This is a genomic window from Streptomyces beihaiensis (assembly GCF_026274175.1).
Lineage (GTDB): Bacteria > Actinomycetota > Actinomycetes > Streptomycetales > Streptomycetaceae > Streptomyces > Streptomyces beihaiensis.
The window spans coordinates 1-17228 of sequence record NZ_JAPHNL010000200.1 but is presented as its reverse complement, the minus strand read 5'-3'; the positions used below and the strand labels follow the sequence as shown (position 1 = coordinate 17228).

Below are 17228 nucleotides of genomic sequence, written 5' to 3'. Positions count from 1 at the left end.
CGAAAAGACACGCTCGTCCCACCCTTCGGAGTGACCCGCGGCGCGTTAGGCACCCTCCCCGCGCGACCCTAAATAGCGTCCAGTAGGGTTTGGTCCGCATAAACATCCAAACCCCTGCCCGTGTGCAAGGGCGGCGAGCGACCAGCGAGACGGCCGTAGCCAACCAGCGCGGGCGAGACTCTCGGGAAGGCGCTACGTGAGTCCCAACGGCTCCGACCGCTCGTCGCGGCGCCCGATGCGGCGGAAGCTGCCGCAGGTGCTGACTGCGGGCCTGATCCTGGTAACCGCTACCGGTTGCACATACAAGGACTTCCCTCGTCTTGGTATGCCCACTCCGGTCACGGAGGAGGGTCCGCGGATCCTCTCCCTCTGGCAGGGCTCGTGGGCGGCAGCGCTCGCCACGGGCGTGCTTGTCTGGGGGCTGATCCTGTGGAGTGTCATCTTCCACCGGCGCAGCCGCACCAAGATCGAGGTCCCCACCCAGACCCGGTACAACATGCCGCTCGAGGCCCTGTACACGGTGGTTCCGCTCATCGTGGTCTCGGTTCTCTTCTACTTCACCGCTCGCGACGAGTCGAAGCTGCTCAAGCTGAACGACAAGCCCGCGCACACCATCAACGTCGTGGCCTTCCAGTGGAGCTGGGGCTTCAACTACGTGGAGAACGTGCCGGGCGTCAAGGGTGACGCGAAGACCGCCAAGGAGCTCTCGACCATCCCCGAGCGCTTCAAGAAGGACTTCCCGGCCAACGCCGGCGGTGTCTACACGGTCGGCACGCCGGCCACGAAGAACCCGCAGACCCACAACCCCGGCCCGACCCTCTGGCTCCCCAAGGGTGAGAAGGTCCGCTTCGTCCTGACCTCGCGCGACGTCATCCACGACTTCTGGGTGGTGCCGTTCCTGGAGAAGATGGACGTCGTCCCGGGCCACGCCAATGCCTTCGAGGTGACCCCCAACAAGGAGGGCACCTTCCTCGGAAAGTGCGCCGAGCTCTGCGGCGTCGACCACTCGCGCATGCTGTTCAACGTGAAGGTCGTCTCCCCGCAGCGTTACGAGCAGCACCTCAAGGACCTCGCCAAGAAGGGGCAGACCGGTTACATCCCGTCCGGCATCGCGCAGACGGGGCACGAAGCGAACCGGGAGACGAAGACAACGTGAGCATCCTCAACGAACCTCAGGGTGCCGCGGCAGCAGGCGCCTCGCCAGAAGAGGCGTACGAGAACGAGCTGCCGGTACGGCCCAAGCGTCCGGGCAGCGCCGCGATCAAGTGGCTGACGACGACCGACCACAAGACGATCGGCACGTTGTACCTGGTCACGTCGTTCGCGTTCTTCTGCGTCGGCGGCGTCATGGCGCTCTTCATGCGCGCCGAACTCGCCCGGCCCGGCCTGCAGATCATGTCGAGCGAGCAGTTCAACCAGGCGTTCACGATGCACGGCACGATCATGCTGCTGATGTTCGCGACGCCGCTGTTCGCGGGCTTCACGAACTGGATCATGCCGCTGCAGATCGGCGCCCCTGACGTGGCGTTCCCGCGGCTGAACATGTTCGCCTACTGGCTGTACCTGTTCGGCTCGCTGATCGCCGTCGGTGGCTTCCTCACCCCGCAGGGCGCGGCCGACTTCGGCTGGTTCGCCTACTCCCCGCTGTCGGACGCGGTCCGCTCGCCGGGTGTCGGCGCCGACATGTGGATCATGGGTCTGGCCCTCTCCGGTTTCGGTACGATCCTCGGCTCGGTCAACTTCATCACCACGATCATCTGCATGCGCGCTCCGGGCATGACGATGTTCCGTATGCCGATCTTCGTCTGGAACGTCCTGCTGACCGGTGTCCTGGTCCTGCTGGCCTTCCCGGTCCTGGCCGCCGCGCTGTTCGCCCTGGAGGCGGACCGCAAGTTCGGTGCCCATGTCTTCGACGCGACCAACGGCGGAGCCTTGCTCTGGCAACACCTCTTCTGGTTCTTCGGCCATCCAGAGGTGTACATCATCGCTCTACCGTTCTTCGGAATCATCTCCGAAGTGATCCCGGTGTTCTCGCGCAAGCCGATGTTCGGCTACTCCGGCCTCATCGGCGCGACCATCGCGATCGCCGGTCTGTCCGTGACCGTGTGGGCGCACCACATGTACGTCACCGGCGGCGTGCTGCTCCCGTTCTTCTCCTTCATGACGTTCCTCATCGCCGTACCGACCGGCGTGAAGTTCTTCAACTGGATCGGAACGATGTGGAAGGGCTCGCTGTCCTTCGAGACACCGATGCTCTGGGCGATCGGCTTCCTGATCACCTTCACCTTCGGTGGTCTGACCGGTGTCATCCTGGCGGCCCCGCCGCTCGACTTCCACGTGTCGGACTCGTACTTCGTGGTGGCCCACTTCCACTACGTGGTGTTCGGTACGGTCGTCTTCGCCATGTTCTCCGGATTCCACTTCTGGTGGCCGAAGTTCACCGGCAAGATGCTCGACGAGCGCCTCGGCAAGATCACCTTCTGGACGCTGTTCGTCGGCTTCCACGGCACGTTCCTCGTCCAGCACTGGCTGGGTGTCGAGGGCATGCCGCGCCGCTACGCGGACTACCTGGCCGCCGACGGCTTCACCACGCTGAACACGATCTCGTCGATCTCCTCGTTCCTGCTCGGCCTGTCGATCCTGCCGTTCCTCTACAACGTCTGGAAGACCGCCAAGTACGGCAAGAAGGTCGAGGTCGACGACCCGTGGGGCTACGGCCGTTCGCTCGAGTGGGCGACGTCCTGCCCGCCGCCGCGCCACAACTTCCTCACCCTGCCGCGGATCCGCTCCGAATCCCCGGCGTTCGACCTGCACCACCCGGAGATCGTGGCCCTTGAGCAGTTGGGTCACTCCGGCCACGGTGACAAGGCTCTCGCTGGTGGCAAGGAGGCCGGCAAGTGAAGGTCCAAGGCAAGATGTTCATCTGGCTGAGCCTCTTCATCCTGATCATGGCCGCCGTCTACGGCGCATGGTCGAAGGAGCCGGCCGGTACCACGGCGCTCTTCCTGGCCTTCGGCCTGTGCGTCATGATCGGCTACTACCTGGCCTTCACGGCCCGGCGAGTCGACGCGGGCGCCATGGACGACAAGGAGGCCGACGTCGCGGACGACGCCGGTGAGGTGGGCTTCTTCAGCCCGCACTCCTGGCAGCCGCTCGCCCTGGGCGTCGGTGGCGCGCTGGCCTTCCTGGCCGTCGCGATGGGCTGGTGGCTGCTGTACTTCTCGGCGCCCATCATCCTGGTGGCCCTGTGGGGCTGGGTCTTCGAGTACTACCGCGGTGAGAACCGGACCCAGTAGGTTCCGAAGGTTCTGAACTGCCGCACGCCGAAGGGCCCGGACGCTCCGTCAGGAGTGCCCGGGCCCTTCGGCGTGTCCGGCGCAGTTCCCTGTAGCCCGTGCGGCCCACTCACCGCGCCACGCCGCGCGATGCTTCTTACGGTGAGTCCATGAACCACTCACCGCGAATCCGTACGGTCCTTGGCTGCACCGTGCTGGTGGCCGCACTCGGTGCGAGCGCCACGGCCTGCGGCAGCTCCGGCCATCCGCTCTCCGCCAAGCCGTACGACGCGGCGAGCCAGATCTCCTTCAACGGTCCCAAGGGCAGCACCAAGGCCGACCCCGACACACCTCTGGAAATCACTACAAAGGGTGACGAGGCGCGGATCACCGACGTGACCGCCACCGACGCGATAGGCCGCTACGTGGCGGGCGAACTCTCCGCCGACGGCCGCCGGTGGCACAGCACTGTCCCGCTCGCCGCACAGACCCATTACACGGTCCGGGTGAGCACGGAGGACGAGGACGGGGCGCCCGGCCGCAAGACCCTCGACTTCGACACGGGCAAGGCGGGCAAGGAGAAACTCCTCAAGGTCACCTTCGGCCCCAAGCACGGCACGTACGGCGTCGGCGAGCCCATCACCGCCAAGCTCAACAAGCCGATCAAGGACAAGAAGCAGCGGGCCGTCGTCGAGCGCGCCCTGAAGGTGCGGTCCCAGCCCGCCGCGGACGGCGGCTCCTGGTACTGGGTGGACAGCAAGACGCTGCACTACCGCCCCAAGGAGTACTGGCCCGCACACGCCACGATCACCGTGCACAGCAACCTGGAGGGCATCAAGGTCGGCGACCGCCTCTGGGGGGCCGCCGCCAAGCCGCTGACCATCTCCACCGGTGACCGGATCGTCGCGGTCACCGACGCCGGCGCGCACCAGATGACCGTCTACCGCAACGGCAAGGAGATCAACGAGATCCCGGTCACCACCGGCAAACCGGGCTACGAGACCCGTAACGGCATCAAGGTGATCCTGGGCAAGCAGTACTACGTGAGGATGAAGAGCAGCAGTATCGGCATCGCCGCCGGCTCGTCCGACTCGTACGACCTGCCGGTGTACTACGCGGCCCGCGTCACCTGGAGCGGCGAGTACGTGCACGCGGCGCCCTGGTCGACCGGCGAGCAGGGGTACGCCAACGTCAGCCACGGCTGTGTCGGCATGAGCACCGACAACGCCTCCTGGTTCTTCGACACCGTCCGCGAGGGCGACATCGTCAAGGTCGTCAACAGCAACGGCGAGGAGATGGACCCGTTCGGCAACGGGTTCGGCGACTGGAACCTCGGCTGGAAGAAGTGGTCGGCCGGCAGCGCCCTGGCCGACGCCAAGACGCCGGACCCGGCCCTGCGCGCCCGTCTGGCCCCCGAGGTCTGAACCCCGCCGGGAGCGCCGCACCCGGCTCCCGTACGCACCCGGCTCCCGTACGCGCCCGGCGTACGGGAGCCGCGTGCCGGGCGGGCCTCTCAGGCGTCCACGGAGAGCTGTGAGCGCAGCAGGGCGGCCAGCGCGTCGGCGAACTCGGCCGGGTCGATCGGCAGCGTCACCGCGGCCTCGGCGCGGCTCCAGGTGGCCAGCCAGGCGTCCTGCGGGCGGCCCATGAGCAGCAGCACCGGCGGGCAGCGGAAGATCTCGTCCTTGATCTGGCGGCACACCCCCATGCCGCCCTCCGGCACCGCCTCGCCGTCCAGGACGCAGACGTCGATACCGCCCCTGTCCAGCTCCTTGAGCACGGCTTGAGGGGTGGCGCACTCGACGAACCGGACCTCGGGGACGTCCGACGCGGGCCTGCGGCCGGTCGCCAGGCGGACCTGCTCACGGGTGTTCGAGTCGTCGCTGTAGACCAGAACCGTCGCGGTCGAGGGCATCGTTCCTCCGAGACATCGGCGTCGTTGGCGTCGTTCGGCGTCGCTGCGTCAAGCAGTGTGCCGGGGAGCCTACTCCTCCCGACACGCCGTCAACACCGGTTCGCGCGGGCGCGTGATGGGCCATATGGGCTGGACAGACCCCCCTGACACTCCGAACGGCACCCCCCGGAGTGAGGGCGAGATAAGCGACCGACATAATGTCGGTCGTGGCGACAGCAACGACAGTAGAAACCGGGCACGCGCACCCGTCGGTCAACCGGCCGAACCTCACCAGCGTCGGAACCATCATCTGGCTGAGTTCCGAGCTGATGTTCTTCGCGGCCCTCTTCGCGATGTACTTCACCCTGCGATCGGTGACAGGTCCGGATCACTGGAAGGAGATGGCAGGCCATCTCAACATTCCGTTCTCCGCGACCAACACCACGATCCTGGTGCTCTCCTCACTCACCTGCCAGATGGGTGTGTTCGCCGCCGAGCGCGGTGACGTGAAGAAGCTCCGGGCGTGGTTCATCGTCACGTTCGTCATGGGTGCGATCTTCATCGGCGGTCAGATCTTCGAGTACACCGATCTGGTCAAGAAGGACGGGCTCTCGCTCTCCTCCGACCCGTACGGATCGGTCTTCTACCTGACCACCGGCTTCCACGGCATGCACGTGACAGGTGGCCTCATCGCCTTCCTGTTCGTCCTGGGCAGGACGTACGCGGCCAAGAGGTTCACCCACCACCAGGCGACCGCCGCCATCGTCGTGTCCTACTACTGGCACTTCGTCGACGTCGTGTGGATCGGCCTCTTCGCCACGATCTACCTGATCAAGTAGTTCGAAGACCGCAGCATCGGGCGCACGACCCGACACATTCCAGAAGCACCGACGCAGAAGATCCTGACACCGGGGTAATCCGTGAAAAAGCTCTCCGCACGACGACGCCATCCGCTGGCGGCGGTCGTCGTCCTACTCCTCGCGCTGGCGGCCACCGGGGGGCTGTACGCCGCGTTCGCGCCCGCGAGCAAGGCGCAGGCCGACGACACCGCCCAGTCCCTTGCCATCACCGAGGGCAAGAAGCTCTACTCCGTCGGCTGCGCCAGCTGCCACGGAACCGGCGGTCAGGGCACCACCGACGGCCCCAGCCTGGTGGGCGTCGGCTCCGCCGCCGTCGACTTCCAGGTGGGCACCGGCCGTATGCCGGCCCAGCAGCAGGGCGCTCAGATGCCGCGCAAGCGGGCCATCTACTCGCAGGCCGAGATCGACCAGCTCGCGGCGTACATCGCCTCGCTGGGTGCCGGTCCGGTCGCGCCGACGAAGAAGGACTACAGCCCGGACGGCGCGAACATCGCCAAGGGTGGCGAGCTGTTCCGCACCAACTGCGCCCAGTGCCACAACTTCACCGGTGAGGGCGGCGCCCTGACGCACGGCAAGTTCGCGCCGAACCTCGGCGAGGTCTCGCCCAAGCACATCTACGAGGCCATGCAGACCGGCCCGCAGAACATGCCGTCGTTCCCCGACACGACGATGACCAAGCAGAACAAGAAGGACATCGTCGCGTACCTGAAGACGGTCAACGGCGACAAGACCGAGAGCCCCGGCGGCCTGAAGCTCGGCGGGCTCGGCCCGGTCAGCGAGGGTCTGTTCGCCTGGATCTTCGGTCTCGGCGCGCTGGTCGCCGTCGCCGTGTGGGTCGCCGCTCGGACCGCAAAGGCCAAGAAGTCATGAGTAGCCAAGACATTCCAGAAGAGAACCTGCCCGCAGAGCAGGCCACCGACGAAGCGCACGGCGCGGTCGCGGTGAAGGGTGAGCACGACAACCCCTTCGCCGACCCGGGGCTGCCCGAGCACGAGCACCGCATCCAGGACATCGACGAGCGGGCCGCCAAGCGGTCCGAGCGTGTCGTGGCCATGCTGTTCACGATCTCGATGCTCGCCACGATCGGCTTCATCGCGGCGTACCTCGCCATCCCCGTCGACAAGAGCATCTACGTCTTCCCGATCGGGCACATCAGCGCGATGAACTTCACGCTGGGCCTGACCCTGGGCGTGGCGCTGTTCTGCATCGGCGCGGGCGCGGTCCACTGGGCCCGCACCCTGATGTCGGACGTCGAGGTGGCGCAGGATCGTCACCCGATCGAGGCCGAGCCCGAGACCAAGGCCCAGGTCCTGTCCGACTTCGCGGACGGTGCGCGCGAGTCGCAGCTCGGCCGCCGCAAGCTGATCCGCAACACGATGTTCGGCGCGCTGGCCCTGGTGCCGCTCTCCGGCGTCTTCCTGCTCGGCGGTCTGGGCCCGGCGCCCGGTACCAAGCTGCGGCACACGGCCTGGAAGAAGGGCCTCAAGCTCGTCAACATGAACACGAACCTGCCGCTGCGTCCCTCGGACATCGCGGTCGGCTCGCTCACCTTCGCCAAGCCCGAGGGCCTGTCGGAGGACGCCGAGGACTTCCAGACGGTCATGGCCAAGGCGGCCCTGATGCTGGTCCGCATCGCGCCGGAAAACATCAAGGACAAGCGCGAACTCGCGTGGTCGCACGAGGGCATCGTCGCGTACTCGAAGATCTGCACCCACGTCGGTTGCCCGATCTCCCTGTACGAGCAGCAGACGCACCACGTTCTGTGCCCCTGCCACCAGTCCACCTTCGACCTCTCCGACGGCGCGCGGGTGATCTTCGGCCCGGCCGGTCACGCTCTGCCGCAGCTGCACATCGGCGTCAACTCCGAGGGCTACCTCGAGGCGCTGAGTGACTTCGACGAGCCCGTCGGTCCTGCTTTCTGGGAGCGCGGATGAGTACTACGACCAATGCGACGAAGGTGTCGAACGACGCGCCTTCCCGCGGGACGGCCCCGGCCGGCGAGCGCATCGCCGACTGGGCTGACGGTCGGCTGGGGATCTACTCCCTCGCCAAGACCAACATGCGCAAGATCTTCCCGGACCACTGGTCCTTCATGCTGGGCGAGGTCTGCCTCTACAGCTTCATCATCATCATCCTCACGGGTGTGTATCTGACGCTGTTCTTCCACCCGTCGATGAACGAGGTCACCTACCACGGCCCGTATGTCCCGCTCCAGGGACAGCGGATGTCGGAGGCCTTCAACTCGACGATGCACATCTCCTTCGATGTGCGCGGCGGCCTGCTGATCCGCCAGATCCACCACTGGGCGGCGCTGGTCTTCCTCGCCGGCATGTTCGTGCACATGATGCGCGTGTTCTTCACCGGCGCGTTCCGCAAGCCGCGTGAGGTCAACTGGCTGTTCGGCTTCCTGCTGTTCGTCCTGGGCATGTTCACCGGCTTCACCGGCTACTCGCTCCCGGACGACCTGCTCTCCGGCACTGGTGTCCGCTTCATGGAGGGCGCGATCCTGTCCGTGCCGGTCGTCGGCACGTACCTGTCGTTCTTCCTCTTCGGCGGGCAGTTCCCGGGCGGCGACTTCGTGGCCCGCTTCTACTCGATCCACGTCCTGCTGCTGCCGGGCATCATGCTCGGTCTCGTGGTCGGCCACCTGATCCTGGTCGTCTACCACAAGCACACGCAGTTCGCGGGCCCCGGCAAGACGAACAACAACGTCGTCGGCATGCCGCTGCTGCCGGTCTACATGGCCAAGGCCGGAGGCTTCTTCTTCCTGGTCTTCGGTGTCATCGCGGTCGTCGCGGCCATCGCCTCGATCAACCCGATCTGGGCCATGGGTCCGTACCGTCCCGACCAGGTGTCGACCGGTGCTCAGCCCGACTGGTACATGGGCTTCTCCGAGGGCCTGATCCGTACGATGCCGGGCTGGGAGATCAACGTCGCGGGCCATACGCTCGTCCTGGGCGTGTTCATCCCGCTGGTCATCTTCCCGCTGGTCCTGGTCGCCATCGCGGTGTACCCGTTCATCGAGTCCTGGGTCACCGGCGACAAGCGCGAGCACCACATCCTGGACCGTCCGCGCAACGCCCCGACCCGTACCGCGTTCGGTGCCGCGTGGATCTCCTGGTACTTCGTTCTGCTCGTCGGCGGCGGCAACGACCTGTGGGCCACGCACTTCCACCTGTCGATCAACGCGATCACCTGGTTCGTGCGCGTCGGCTTCTTCGTCGTGCCGGTCCTGGTGTTCATCGCCACGAAGCGGATCTGTCTCGGCCTCCAGCGCCGCGACAAGGACAAGGTGCTGCACGGGCGCGAGTCCGGCACCATCAAGCGCCTGCCGCACGGTGAGTTCATCGAGGTCCACGAGCCGCTCGACCAGGAGGCGCTGCACACGCTCACCGCGCACGAGCAGTACACCCCGGTCGAGATCGGCCCGCTGGTCGACGAGAACGGTGTCGAGCGCAAGGCCACGCGGTCGCAGAAGCTGCGGGCCAGGCTCTCGAAGGGCTACTACGGGGAGAACAACCAGATCCCCAAGCCGACCGTCGAGGAGTACAAGGAGATCACCAGCGGCCACGGCCACCACTGATCTCTGACTGCGCACCCTGATTCGCAGTAGTCGCTGTTCCGCCACGGCAGGAGCCCTCGTCCAGGCACTGGACGGGGGCTCTTTGCCGTCTGGCCACCTCGATAAGCTGGACTCCTCTTCCGGATCACGACCGGAAGACCGCAGACACCACTCAGGAGCGGCCATGAGCGCTTTGCACCCCGCTGGAGGCGACACCGCGGCGGGCCGTTCCTGGCCCGCGGTCCTCAACCGGCTGCTCGACGGCCGTGACCTCACCGCGGACGACACGGCGTGGGCGATGGACCGGATCATGCGCGGCGAGGCGACCGACGCGCAGATCGCCGGGTTCGCGGTGGCGCTGCGCGCCAAGGGCGAGACGGTGGAGGAGATCGTCGGCTGCGTACGGACCATGTACGAGCACGCCCATGTGATCGACGTGCCGGGCGAGACGGTCGACATCGTCGGTACCGGCGGCGACGGCGCCAAGACGGTCAACATCTCCACCATGTCGGCGATCGTGGTGGCCGGCACCGGAGCCAAGGTCGTCAAGCACGGCAACCGGGCCGCCTCGTCGGCCTCCGGTTCCTCGGACGTCCTGGAGAAGCTCGGCGTCAACCTGGACCTGACGCCGGGGCGTGTCGCCGAGGTGGCCCAGGAGGCGGGCATCACCTTCTGCTTCGCCGTGAAGTTCCACCCGGCGCTGCGGCACGTCGGCGCGGCCCGCGGCCAGTTGGGCATCCGCACCGTCTTCAACTTCCTGGGCCCGTTGACCAACCCGGCCCGGGTACGCGCCCAGGCCGTCGGCGTCGCCGACCCGCGCATGGCACCGATCGTCGCGGGCGTCTTCGCCGAGCGCGGCCACTCCTCGCTGGTCTTCCGCGGCGACGACGGCCTCGACGAGCTGACGACCACGGCCACCTCCCGCGTCTGGGTCGTCCGCGACGGGCAGGTGCGCGAGGAGGCGTTCGACCCGCGCGACGTCGGCCTCGACCTGGTCCCCGTGGACGCCCTGCGCGGCGCCGACGCCTCGTACAACGCGGAGGTGGCCCGGCGCCTGCTCGACGGGGAGCGGGGCCCCGTGCGCGACGCGGTGCTGCTCAACGCGGCGGCCGCGCTCGTCGCCGTCAGGCCCGGCACCGGGACGCTCGCCGAACAGATCCGGGCGGGCATGGACCGGGCGGCCGAGGCGATCGACTCCGGCGCGGCGAAGGCGGCGCTCGACCGGTGGGTGGCGGCCAGCAACCTGCCGTGACGGCGCGACGGAACAAGTCGGGCGGCGGGGTTGGTCCACGATGTGGACCAACCCCTTGCCGCATCCCGGACGTATGGCAGGATGCTCCCCAAGGTCATGAGTGACAGCGATCCAGGCCCCGGCCCGCTGTCCGGCAACCCTCCGTCCGTGGCGGGGTGCCCCGGGTGAAGACCAGGTCGTACGCAGCAAGGCGTGCGGCAAGCGCGGACCCCTCGCGTATGAACCAGGGGTCCTGGTCATCGAGGGAGCTTTTCTCGTGAGCAAGCGAATGCGCTAGGGCTTCGGCCCCTTCTCCAGCTCCATCACCCTCCGCGTGGCTCAGCCCTGTTCACCCGGCTGTTCGTGCCGCGCGTCGAGGTCTCATCCCCGTACGTGTGCGGCCGATCGGTGCTGCCCGCGCGGGGTCGTACAGCCGATTCGCCTTGTAGCGCTGGGAGATACCGCCATGTCCGCACACCCTGCCGCCACCGCCACCGCCACCGCCACCGCTACTGCCGCCGACCCCGCCTGCGCCGCCCCGCTGCCGGTGCTCGGCCGGGACGTCACCGTTCCGCTCGTCACCGGGGGCGAAGTGACGTACGCGGCCCTCGACTACGCCGCCAGCGCGCCCGCGTTGCAGCGGGTGTGGGACGACGTCGCCGCCTACGCGCCGTACTACGGCAGCGTGCACCGCGGCGCCGGATACCTCTCCCAGCTCTCCACCGACCTCTTCGAGAACTCCCGTGGGACGGTCGCCGAGTTCCTCGGCTGCCGCTCCGACGACCAGGTCGTCTTCACCCGCTCCACCACCGACTCGCTGAACCTGCTCGCCGCGGCCCTTCCCGCCGACTGCCAGGTCTTCGTCTTCGAGACCGAGCACCACGCCTCCCTGCTGCCCTGGCGCGAGGCGCGGGTGACCTGCCTGAACGCGCCGCGCACCCCCGAGGAGGCGGTACAGACGCTGGAGCGGGCGCTCGCCGACCGAGACCCGCACGGCCCCGCCCTGGTCTGCGTCACCGGTGCCTCCAACGTCACCGGTGAGCTCTGGCCGGTGCGCGAGCTCGCGGCGGCCGCGCACGCGCACGGTGCCCGCATCGTGCTCGACGCCGCCCAGCTCGCGCCCCACCACCCCGTCTCCGTACAGGAGTGGGACGTCGACTGGGTCGCCTTCTCCGGGCACAAGCTGTACGCGCCGTTCGGCTCGGGCGTCCTCGCCGGGCGCGCCGACTGGCTCACCGCTGCCGAGCCGTACCTCGCGGGCGGCGGCGCCTCGCGCAAGGTGGCCCGGCGGGCCGACGGCGGAGTGGACGTCGAGTGGCACGAGACAGCGGCCCGGCACGAGGCCGGCTCCCCGAACGTCATCGGCGCGTACTCCATCGCGTCCGCCTGCAAGGCGCTCACGGAGGCGGGCTTCGACCGGCTCGTCGCCCGCGAGCGGCACCTGATCGACACGGTCAGGGCCGGGCTCGCCCAGGTGCCCGAGGTGAAGGTGCTCTCGCTGTTCGGCGACGACGCGCCGCGCGTGGGCGTCCTCTCCTTCGTCGTCGAGGGCTGGAACTCCTCGCACTTCGCCGCCGCGCTCTCGGCCGAGTACGGGATCGGGGTGCGCGACGGCCTTTTCTGCGCCCACCCGCTGGTGCGCACGCTGCTCGGCTCCGACCCGCAGGCACAGGGCGCGTGCGGGGCGCCGGAGGCCGCGTCGGGCGAGAAGTCCCTGAACGCCATCCGTGTCAGCTTCGGCGCGGGCACACCGGACGAGCATGTGGAGCGCTTTGTCGCGGCGGTGGCGGAACTCGTCCGCGACGGCGCCAAGTGGACCTACCGCACGCGGGAGGGCCGCTGCGTACCGGTGGCCTGAAAAAGAGGGGCGCGGGGCCGCGAGGTCACTCCAGCCCGATGGAGAACGCGGCCTCCAGGTCGTGCTGAGAGTAGGTGCGGAACGCGACGTGCGTGTCCGTGGCCTCGACCCCGGGAATCTTGCTGATCTTCCCCGGGATGACGTCGGCGAGGTCGTCGTGCCGCCCCACCCGCACCATGGCGATCAAGTCGTACGTCCCGGTCACGGAGAAGACTTCGCTCACGTTGTCGAGCGCCGCGATCGACTCGGCGATCTCGGGGATCCGGTCCACGCTGGTCTTGATGAGCACGATCGCGGTGATCACGGCTGGCTGTCTCCCTCGGTGGCCGTGGGTCGGGTCGCCTCAACTGTAGCCCGGCTCCTGAACCGCACCCACGCGTAGAGGAACCCGATCGAGAACCCCACCAGATGCGCCAGGTACGCCACGGCGGGCCCCTGCGAGCCCTGCCCGGCGGCCGCCCACTGCAACGCCACCCAGAACGGCAGCACCACCCACGCGGGAAACCGCAGCGGCAGGAACAACAGGAACGGGAAGAGACTGGTCACGCGGGCCTGCGGGAACAGGTAGAGAAAGGCACCGAGCACCGCCGAGATCGCCCCCGACGCCCCGACCAGTGCCTGCTGGGAGCCCGCGTGCGCCACCGCGTAACCGAACAGCGCCACATAGCCGCTGACGAGGTAGAAGAGGGCGTACTGGAGGCGTCCCATACGGCTCTCGGCCATGATCCCGAAGACGTAGAGGAAGAGCATGTTGCCGAGCAGGTGCAGCCAGCTGCCGTGCACGAACAGGGCGGTGAGCGGGGTGAGGGCCGCTCGCGGTGAGCCGGCGAACAGGTCGGCGGGGACCACGCCCCAGTGTTCGAAGTACAGCGTCTGCGCGGTGAGCAGCCGGGCCCCGGTGCCGTAGGAGGGGTTGAACCCCGAGGCGGGGGAGAGGATGAAGACCACGCAGCACAGGGCGATGATGGAGTACGTGACCGGGGCCTGGCGCTCCCTGAGGAATGCGGTCGCCCTGGCCGTCCTGGCCCACCCGTTACCGATCATGGACAGAGCATGACGTACCGCGGGGAGCGGGCGGGGCGCGGCAGGCCGTAGGGTACGGGGCATTACACGGAGCACATCACACGGAAGAAGAGGCGACCTCCCGATGACGGTTCCCCTGCCGACCGCCACCACTCGCTGGCGCTGCACGCTGTGCGGCAATCTCACGCGGTTCGACGTGACCCGTTCGTCGAAGGTCGTCGAGTACGTGCATCTCGACCTGGCCGGTGAGCCGAAGGTCGAGGAGCGCGAGGTGGTCAGTGAGACCATCGAATCGGTGCGCTGCCGTTGGTGCAACGCGGTGGACCAGGTGGAACTGGTGGACAGGCCGGGCACCGACTCCTGAGGGAGCGGGCCCCACAGCGACTTTGGGGTGACGGATGGTGGAGAGCACGGGCGGGGAGGCCGAGAACGCTGAGCGGGCCGCCGACGCCGAGGTGCTCGACCGGCCGTTGCCCGAGGGCGTACGGCGACGGGTCGTGCAGATCGTCTCGGACGGCTTCGGCGGTCTGACGGCAGGTGAACTTCCGGCGCCTTTGCGGCAGTATGCCCGGTTCACTCCGACGCGTCGGCTCAAGTTCGCCGGGAACGCGATGGCGGCGACCGTGGAGAGCGACCCGCTCTTCCGGCAGCGCATCGGCGAGCGGTTCAAGGAGTCCCATCCCGAGCTGGCCGAGGCGCTCGAGTCCGGCGCGCCGCCGCCCGCCGCCGACCCGCTGGACGTGGCCGCCGCCGCGTACGTGCTGCGGCCCCCGGACTGGGTGAAGCTCGTCGCGGCCGCGGGCGAGGAGGCCGAGCGGGCGCACGCCGAGCGGGTCGACCAGGAGACCCGCGCCGAGCTGGAGCGGCTGCGTGCCCGGCTCACCGAGGCGCGGGAACAGGCGAAGGCCGAGACGGAACGGTTGCGCGCCGAGCTGGACGCGGCCAGACGCGAGACCGAGTCGGTGCGCCGCAAGCTGCGCGCCGCGCTGAGCGACGTCAAGCGCGGCGAGGCGGCCGCCCGCAAGGCCGCCGCGGAGACCGACGCCGTACGCGCCGAGACGCAGGCACAGGTCTCCGCCGCCGAGAGCGAGACGCGGCGCCTCAAGGCGCGGCTCGGGGAGGCGGAAGCCGCCCTGGAGGCGTCACGCAGGGCGGCCCGCGAGGGCCGCAGCGTCGAGGACATGCGGGTGCGGCTGCTGCTCGACACCGTGCTGGACGCCGCTCAGGGGCTGCGCAGAGAGCTGGCGCTGCCGCCCGTGTCGACGCGGCCCGCCGACACGGTGGACGCCGTGGAGCCGGGCCGGATGAGCCCGAAGGACATCGCGGCGCGCGCCCTGCACGAGCACGATCCGGCCATCCTCGACCAGTTGCTCGCGCTGCCGCAGGCCCACCTCGTCGTCGACGGCTACAACGTCACCAAGACCGGCTATCCGACCATGCCGTTGGAGAAGCAGCGGCTGCGGCTGCTCGGCTCGCTCTCGCAGCTCGCCGCGCAGACCGGCGCCGAGGTGACGTGCGTCTTCGACGGGGCCGAGCTGGCGGCCCCGGTGCTGCTCGCACCGCCGCGCGGGGTGCGGGTGCTGTTCTCCAAGCCCGGCGTCACCGCCGACGAGCTGATCCGGCAGATGGTGCGCGCCGAGCCGCCCGGCCGGCCGGTGATCGTCGTCTCGACGGACCGGGAGGTCGCCGACGGCGTGGCGAAGGCCGGTGCGCGCCCGGTCGCCTCGGTGATGCTCCTGAAGCGGCTCTCGCGCGGTTGATCGCGCGGTTGGTTCCGTCCGTACCTCTCTGATGTGACTACGTCGCATCCGCAACAGGTGTGTCATATGCCCGAATTGGCGTGACGTTCACGCAACGTAGCGTCAAACGAACATCACTGCACGTGAGTTGTGTGCAAAGAATGCGCTGGGTGACAGAGATTTTCCCCGCCGGGATTTGAACTGATCACAAGAAGGTCACTAGGGTCGCCTCGAACCTTCGCTCGGGTGATCACTCACATGGGGTGAGTGGCGGTGAAGGGGCACCGCCGACCGGCGTTCGGTAGGCGGCTGGAGGAAGAAGGAGCCGCCTTCGTGGCGTCCCACCGTCGACCCAAGCAGCCGAGCCGCGCGCGTGTGACCGTGCTCACCGCGACCGCCGCCGCGGCCGTCGCACTCACCTCGCAGGCCGCCACCGCCGCTCCCAAGCCGAGCAAGAGCGACGTCAAGGCCAAGGTCGACAAGCTCTACGAGGAGTCGGAGAAGGCCACCAACGCCTACGACGGCGCCAAGGAGAAGCAGCAGAAGCTCCAGAAGGAGATCAGCGAGCTCCAGGACAAGGTCGCCCGCAGCCAGGAGGAGCTCAACAAACTCCGCACGGGCCTCGGTTCGCTCGCCAGCGAGCAGTACCGCTCGGGCGGTATCGACCCCTCGGTCCAGCTCTTCCTCTCCTCCGACCCGGACAGCTACCTCGACAAGGCGTCCACCCTCGACTCGCTCAGCGCCCAGCAGCTGCAGACCCTCAAGAAGGTCCAGCTCAAGCAGCGCGAGATCGCCCAGGAGCGGGCCGAGGCCACCGAGAAGCTCAAGGACCTCGCCGACACCCGCACCGAACTCGGCAAGAAGAAGCAGGAAGTCCAGAAGAAGCTCGCCGAGGCGCGCAAGCTCCTCAACACCCTCACGGCCGCCGAGCGGCGCAAGATGGCCGAGCAGGAGCAGCGCGCCAGCCGCGACTCCGCGGGCCGTGTCGACCTCGGCAACACGCCCGCCGCCTCCGGCCGGGCCGCCGCCGCGCTGGCCGCCGCCAAGACCCAGATCGGCAAGCCGTACGTCTCCGGCGCCACCGGCCCCAACTCCTACGACTGCTCCGGCCTCACGCAGTGGTCGTACGCGCAGGCCGGCGTCCACATATCCCGGACCACGTACACGCAGGTCAACGACGGTGTGCACATCGGCATGAGCCAGCTCAGGCCCGGCGACCTGGTCTTCTTCAACAACACCCAGCACGTGGCCCTGTACGCGGGCAACGGACAGGTCCTGCACGCCCCGCACCCCGGCGCGTACGTGCGCTACGAGTCGATCAGCACCGTCGGCACGTTCCAGTTCGGCGTGCGCGTCGGCGTCTGACCCGCCGGGCGCCCCGCCGCGTTCCCGTCCCTCCTCGTCGGCCGCCCGTCGCCCCCCGTCGGACCCTCGTCAGATCCTCGTACCAACGACACCGGGAAACGCGCCCGTTCGGGCGAATTCCGGCACCCGCCGCTGACCCCGCGCCCCGCTCATGACCTGCGTCAGACCAGCGTCAGAGGCGGGGCGTCGGGTGGTGCGCCCGCTCGACGGTCGTTGGCCGGGCGGCGACCGCCCCGCTACTGTCGCGCCCATTCCCCCGATCACGGGGGTCCGTCAGCGGAAAGGAGAGCGGCTACCCGTGGGGTCCCATCGCCGTACCGCGCACTCCGGCAGGCCCGGCCCCGGCCGTCCGCGCGCGCGGGACTCGACCTGTACGGCCAGCTCGTCGCACCGCTGCTCCCGCTGCCCGTCGAGAGCGCGA

The 17228-nt window shown here is 68.6% G+C and carries 16 protein-coding genes and 1 riboswitch; of the genes, 13 read left to right on the top strand and 3 right to left on the bottom strand.

What is annotated here, in order from left to right:
• Positions 1-196 precede the first annotated feature (196 nt).
• The 4 genes from ctaC (at position 197) to OFY01_RS16950 (ending at position 4699) form a co-directional block, all read left to right on the top strand.
• Positions 197-1156: an aa3-type cytochrome oxidase subunit II gene (gene ctaC, locus OFY01_RS16965; RefSeq protein ID WP_266600770.1), complete on the top strand. Its 960-nt coding sequence runs from the start codon at positions 197-199 to the stop codon at positions 1154-1156.
• Positions 1153-2901: an aa3-type cytochrome oxidase subunit I gene (gene ctaD, locus OFY01_RS16960; protein ID WP_266600768.1), complete on the top strand. Its 1749-nt coding sequence runs from the start codon at positions 1153-1155 to the stop codon at positions 2899-2901. Before ctaC ends, ctaD begins: the two co-directional genes overlap by 4 nt.
• A complete protein-coding gene (locus tag OFY01_RS16955; protein ID WP_266600766.1) occupies positions 2898-3296 on the top strand; it encodes a cytochrome c oxidase subunit 4 in 399 nt (132 codons plus the stop codon). The genes ctaD and OFY01_RS16955 overlap by 4 nt, the downstream gene beginning before the upstream one ends.
• Before the next feature lie 149 nt (positions 3297-3445).
• Positions 3446-4699, top strand: a complete 1254-nt coding sequence (locus OFY01_RS16950) for a L,D-transpeptidase (RefSeq protein ID WP_266600765.1) — start codon at positions 3446-3448, stop codon at positions 4697-4699.
• Positions 4700-4788: 89 nt separating this feature from the next.
• Here the strand turns inward: OFY01_RS16950 and OFY01_RS16945 are convergent, their stop codons facing one another.
• Positions 4789-5190 (bottom strand): DNA-binding transcriptional response regulator, encoded by a 402-nt coding sequence (locus OFY01_RS16945; protein ID WP_266600764.1) that lies wholly within the window; start codon positions 5188-5190, stop codon positions 4789-4791.
• Between the two features lie 197 nt (positions 5191-5387).
• Here OFY01_RS16945 and ctaE point away from each other — a divergent pair, with 197 nt between their 5' ends.
• From ctaE to OFY01_RS16915, 6 genes are all read left to right on the top strand, one after another.
• Positions 5388-6008: an aa3-type cytochrome oxidase subunit III gene (gene ctaE, locus OFY01_RS16940; RefSeq protein ID WP_266600763.1), complete on the top strand. Its 621-nt coding sequence runs from the start codon at positions 5388-5390 to the stop codon at positions 6006-6008.
• 81 nt (positions 6009-6089) lie between these two features.
• The gene (gene qcrC, locus OFY01_RS16935) at positions 6090-6899 is read left to right on the top strand and encodes a cytochrome bc1 complex diheme cytochrome c subunit (protein WP_266600762.1); all 810 of its coding nucleotides are present in this window, start codon (positions 6090-6092) and stop codon (positions 6897-6899) included.
• Positions 6896-7963 (top strand): cytochrome bc1 complex Rieske iron-sulfur subunit, encoded by a 1068-nt coding sequence (gene qcrA / locus OFY01_RS16930; RefSeq protein ID WP_266600761.1) that lies wholly within the window; start codon positions 6896-6898, stop codon positions 7961-7963. The genes qcrC and qcrA overlap by 4 nt, the downstream gene beginning before the upstream one ends.
• The gene (gene qcrB / locus OFY01_RS16925; protein WP_266600759.1) at positions 7960-9612 is read left to right on the top strand and encodes a cytochrome bc1 complex cytochrome b subunit; all 1653 of its coding nucleotides are present in this window, start codon (positions 7960-7962) and stop codon (positions 9610-9612) included. Before qcrA ends, qcrB begins: the two co-directional genes overlap by 4 nt.
• A 163-nt stretch (positions 9613-9775) precedes the next feature.
• Positions 9776-10843, top strand: coding sequence for an anthranilate phosphoribosyltransferase (gene trpD / locus OFY01_RS16920; protein ID WP_266600757.1), 1068 nt, complete (start codon positions 9776-9778; stop codon positions 10841-10843).
• Between the two features lie 92 nt (positions 10844-10935).
• A riboswitch (SAM riboswitch) is annotated at positions 10936-11053 on the top strand.
• 235 nt (positions 11054-11288) lie between these two features.
• Positions 11289-12680 carry an aminotransferase class V-fold PLP-dependent enzyme gene (locus tag OFY01_RS16915; protein WP_266600755.1) on the top strand — a complete coding sequence of 464 codons (1392 nt, stop codon included), beginning with the start codon at positions 11289-11291 and terminating at the stop codon, positions 12678-12680.
• A gap of 25 nt (positions 12681-12705) precedes the next feature.
• Here the strand turns inward: OFY01_RS16915 and OFY01_RS16910 are convergent, their stop codons facing one another.
• Positions 12706-12984 (bottom strand): Lrp/AsnC family transcriptional regulator, encoded by a 279-nt coding sequence (locus tag OFY01_RS16910; protein ID WP_266600753.1) that lies wholly within the window; start codon positions 12982-12984, stop codon positions 12706-12708.
• On the bottom strand, positions 12981-13724 hold the full coding sequence (locus tag OFY01_RS16905; RefSeq protein ID WP_266600751.1) for a rhomboid family intramembrane serine protease: 744 nt from the start codon (positions 13722-13724) through the stop codon (positions 12981-12983). The genes OFY01_RS16910 and OFY01_RS16905 overlap by 4 nt, the downstream gene beginning before the upstream one ends.
• A gap of 103 nt (positions 13725-13827) precedes the next feature.
• On the opposite strand from OFY01_RS16905, the gene OFY01_RS16900 reads away from it, so the two are divergent.
• From OFY01_RS16900 to OFY01_RS16890, 3 genes are all read left to right on the top strand, one after another.
• A complete protein-coding gene (locus OFY01_RS16900; RefSeq protein ID WP_266600749.1) occupies positions 13828-14067 on the top strand; it encodes a hypothetical protein in 240 nt (79 codons plus the stop codon).
• A gap of 34 nt (positions 14068-14101) precedes the next feature.
• Positions 14102-15463 (top strand): NYN domain-containing protein, encoded by a 1362-nt coding sequence (locus OFY01_RS16895; RefSeq protein WP_266600747.1) that lies wholly within the window; start codon positions 14102-14104, stop codon positions 15461-15463.
• A 312-nt stretch (positions 15464-15775) separates the two neighbouring features.
• Complete coding sequence (locus OFY01_RS16890; RefSeq protein ID WP_266600745.1) at positions 15776-16807, top strand: C40 family peptidase; 1032 nt, start codon at positions 15776-15778, stop codon at positions 16805-16807.
• Positions 16808-17228: the final 421 nt, after the last annotated feature.

Excerpts from the sequence above, each read along its gene's own strand:
- trpD (WP_266600757.1), top strand. The coding sequence starts at position 9,776 with ATGAGCGCTTTGCACCCCGCTGGAGGCGACACCGCGGCGGGCCGTTCC.
- OFY01_RS16895 (WP_266600747.1), top strand. The coding sequence starts at position 14,102 with ATGGTGGAGAGCACGGGCGGGGAGGCCGAGAACGCTGAGCGGGCCGCC.
- OFY01_RS16945 (WP_266600764.1), bottom strand. The coding sequence starts at position 5,190 with ATGCCCTCGACCGCGACGGTTCTGGTCTACAGCGACGACTCGAACACC.
- qcrB (WP_266600759.1), top strand. The coding sequence starts at position 7,960 with ATGAGTACTACGACCAATGCGACGAAGGTGTCGAACGACGCGCCTTCC.
- OFY01_RS16900 (WP_266600749.1), top strand. The coding sequence starts at position 13,828 with ATGACGGTTCCCCTGCCGACCGCCACCACTCGCTGGCGCTGCACGCTG.
- OFY01_RS16905 (WP_266600751.1), bottom strand. The coding sequence starts at position 13,724 with ATGATCGGTAACGGGTGGGCCAGGACGGCCAGGGCGACCGCATTCCTC.
- ctaE (WP_266600763.1), top strand. The coding sequence starts at position 5,388 with ATGTCGGTCGTGGCGACAGCAACGACAGTAGAAACCGGGCACGCGCAC.
- OFY01_RS16915 (WP_266600755.1), top strand. The coding sequence starts at position 11,289 with ATGTCCGCACACCCTGCCGCCACCGCCACCGCCACCGCCACCGCTACT.
- OFY01_RS16950 (WP_266600765.1), top strand. The coding sequence starts at position 3,446 with ATGAACCACTCACCGCGAATCCGTACGGTCCTTGGCTGCACCGTGCTG.
- qcrA (WP_266600761.1), top strand. The coding sequence starts at position 6,896 with ATGAGTAGCCAAGACATTCCAGAAGAGAACCTGCCCGCAGAGCAGGCC.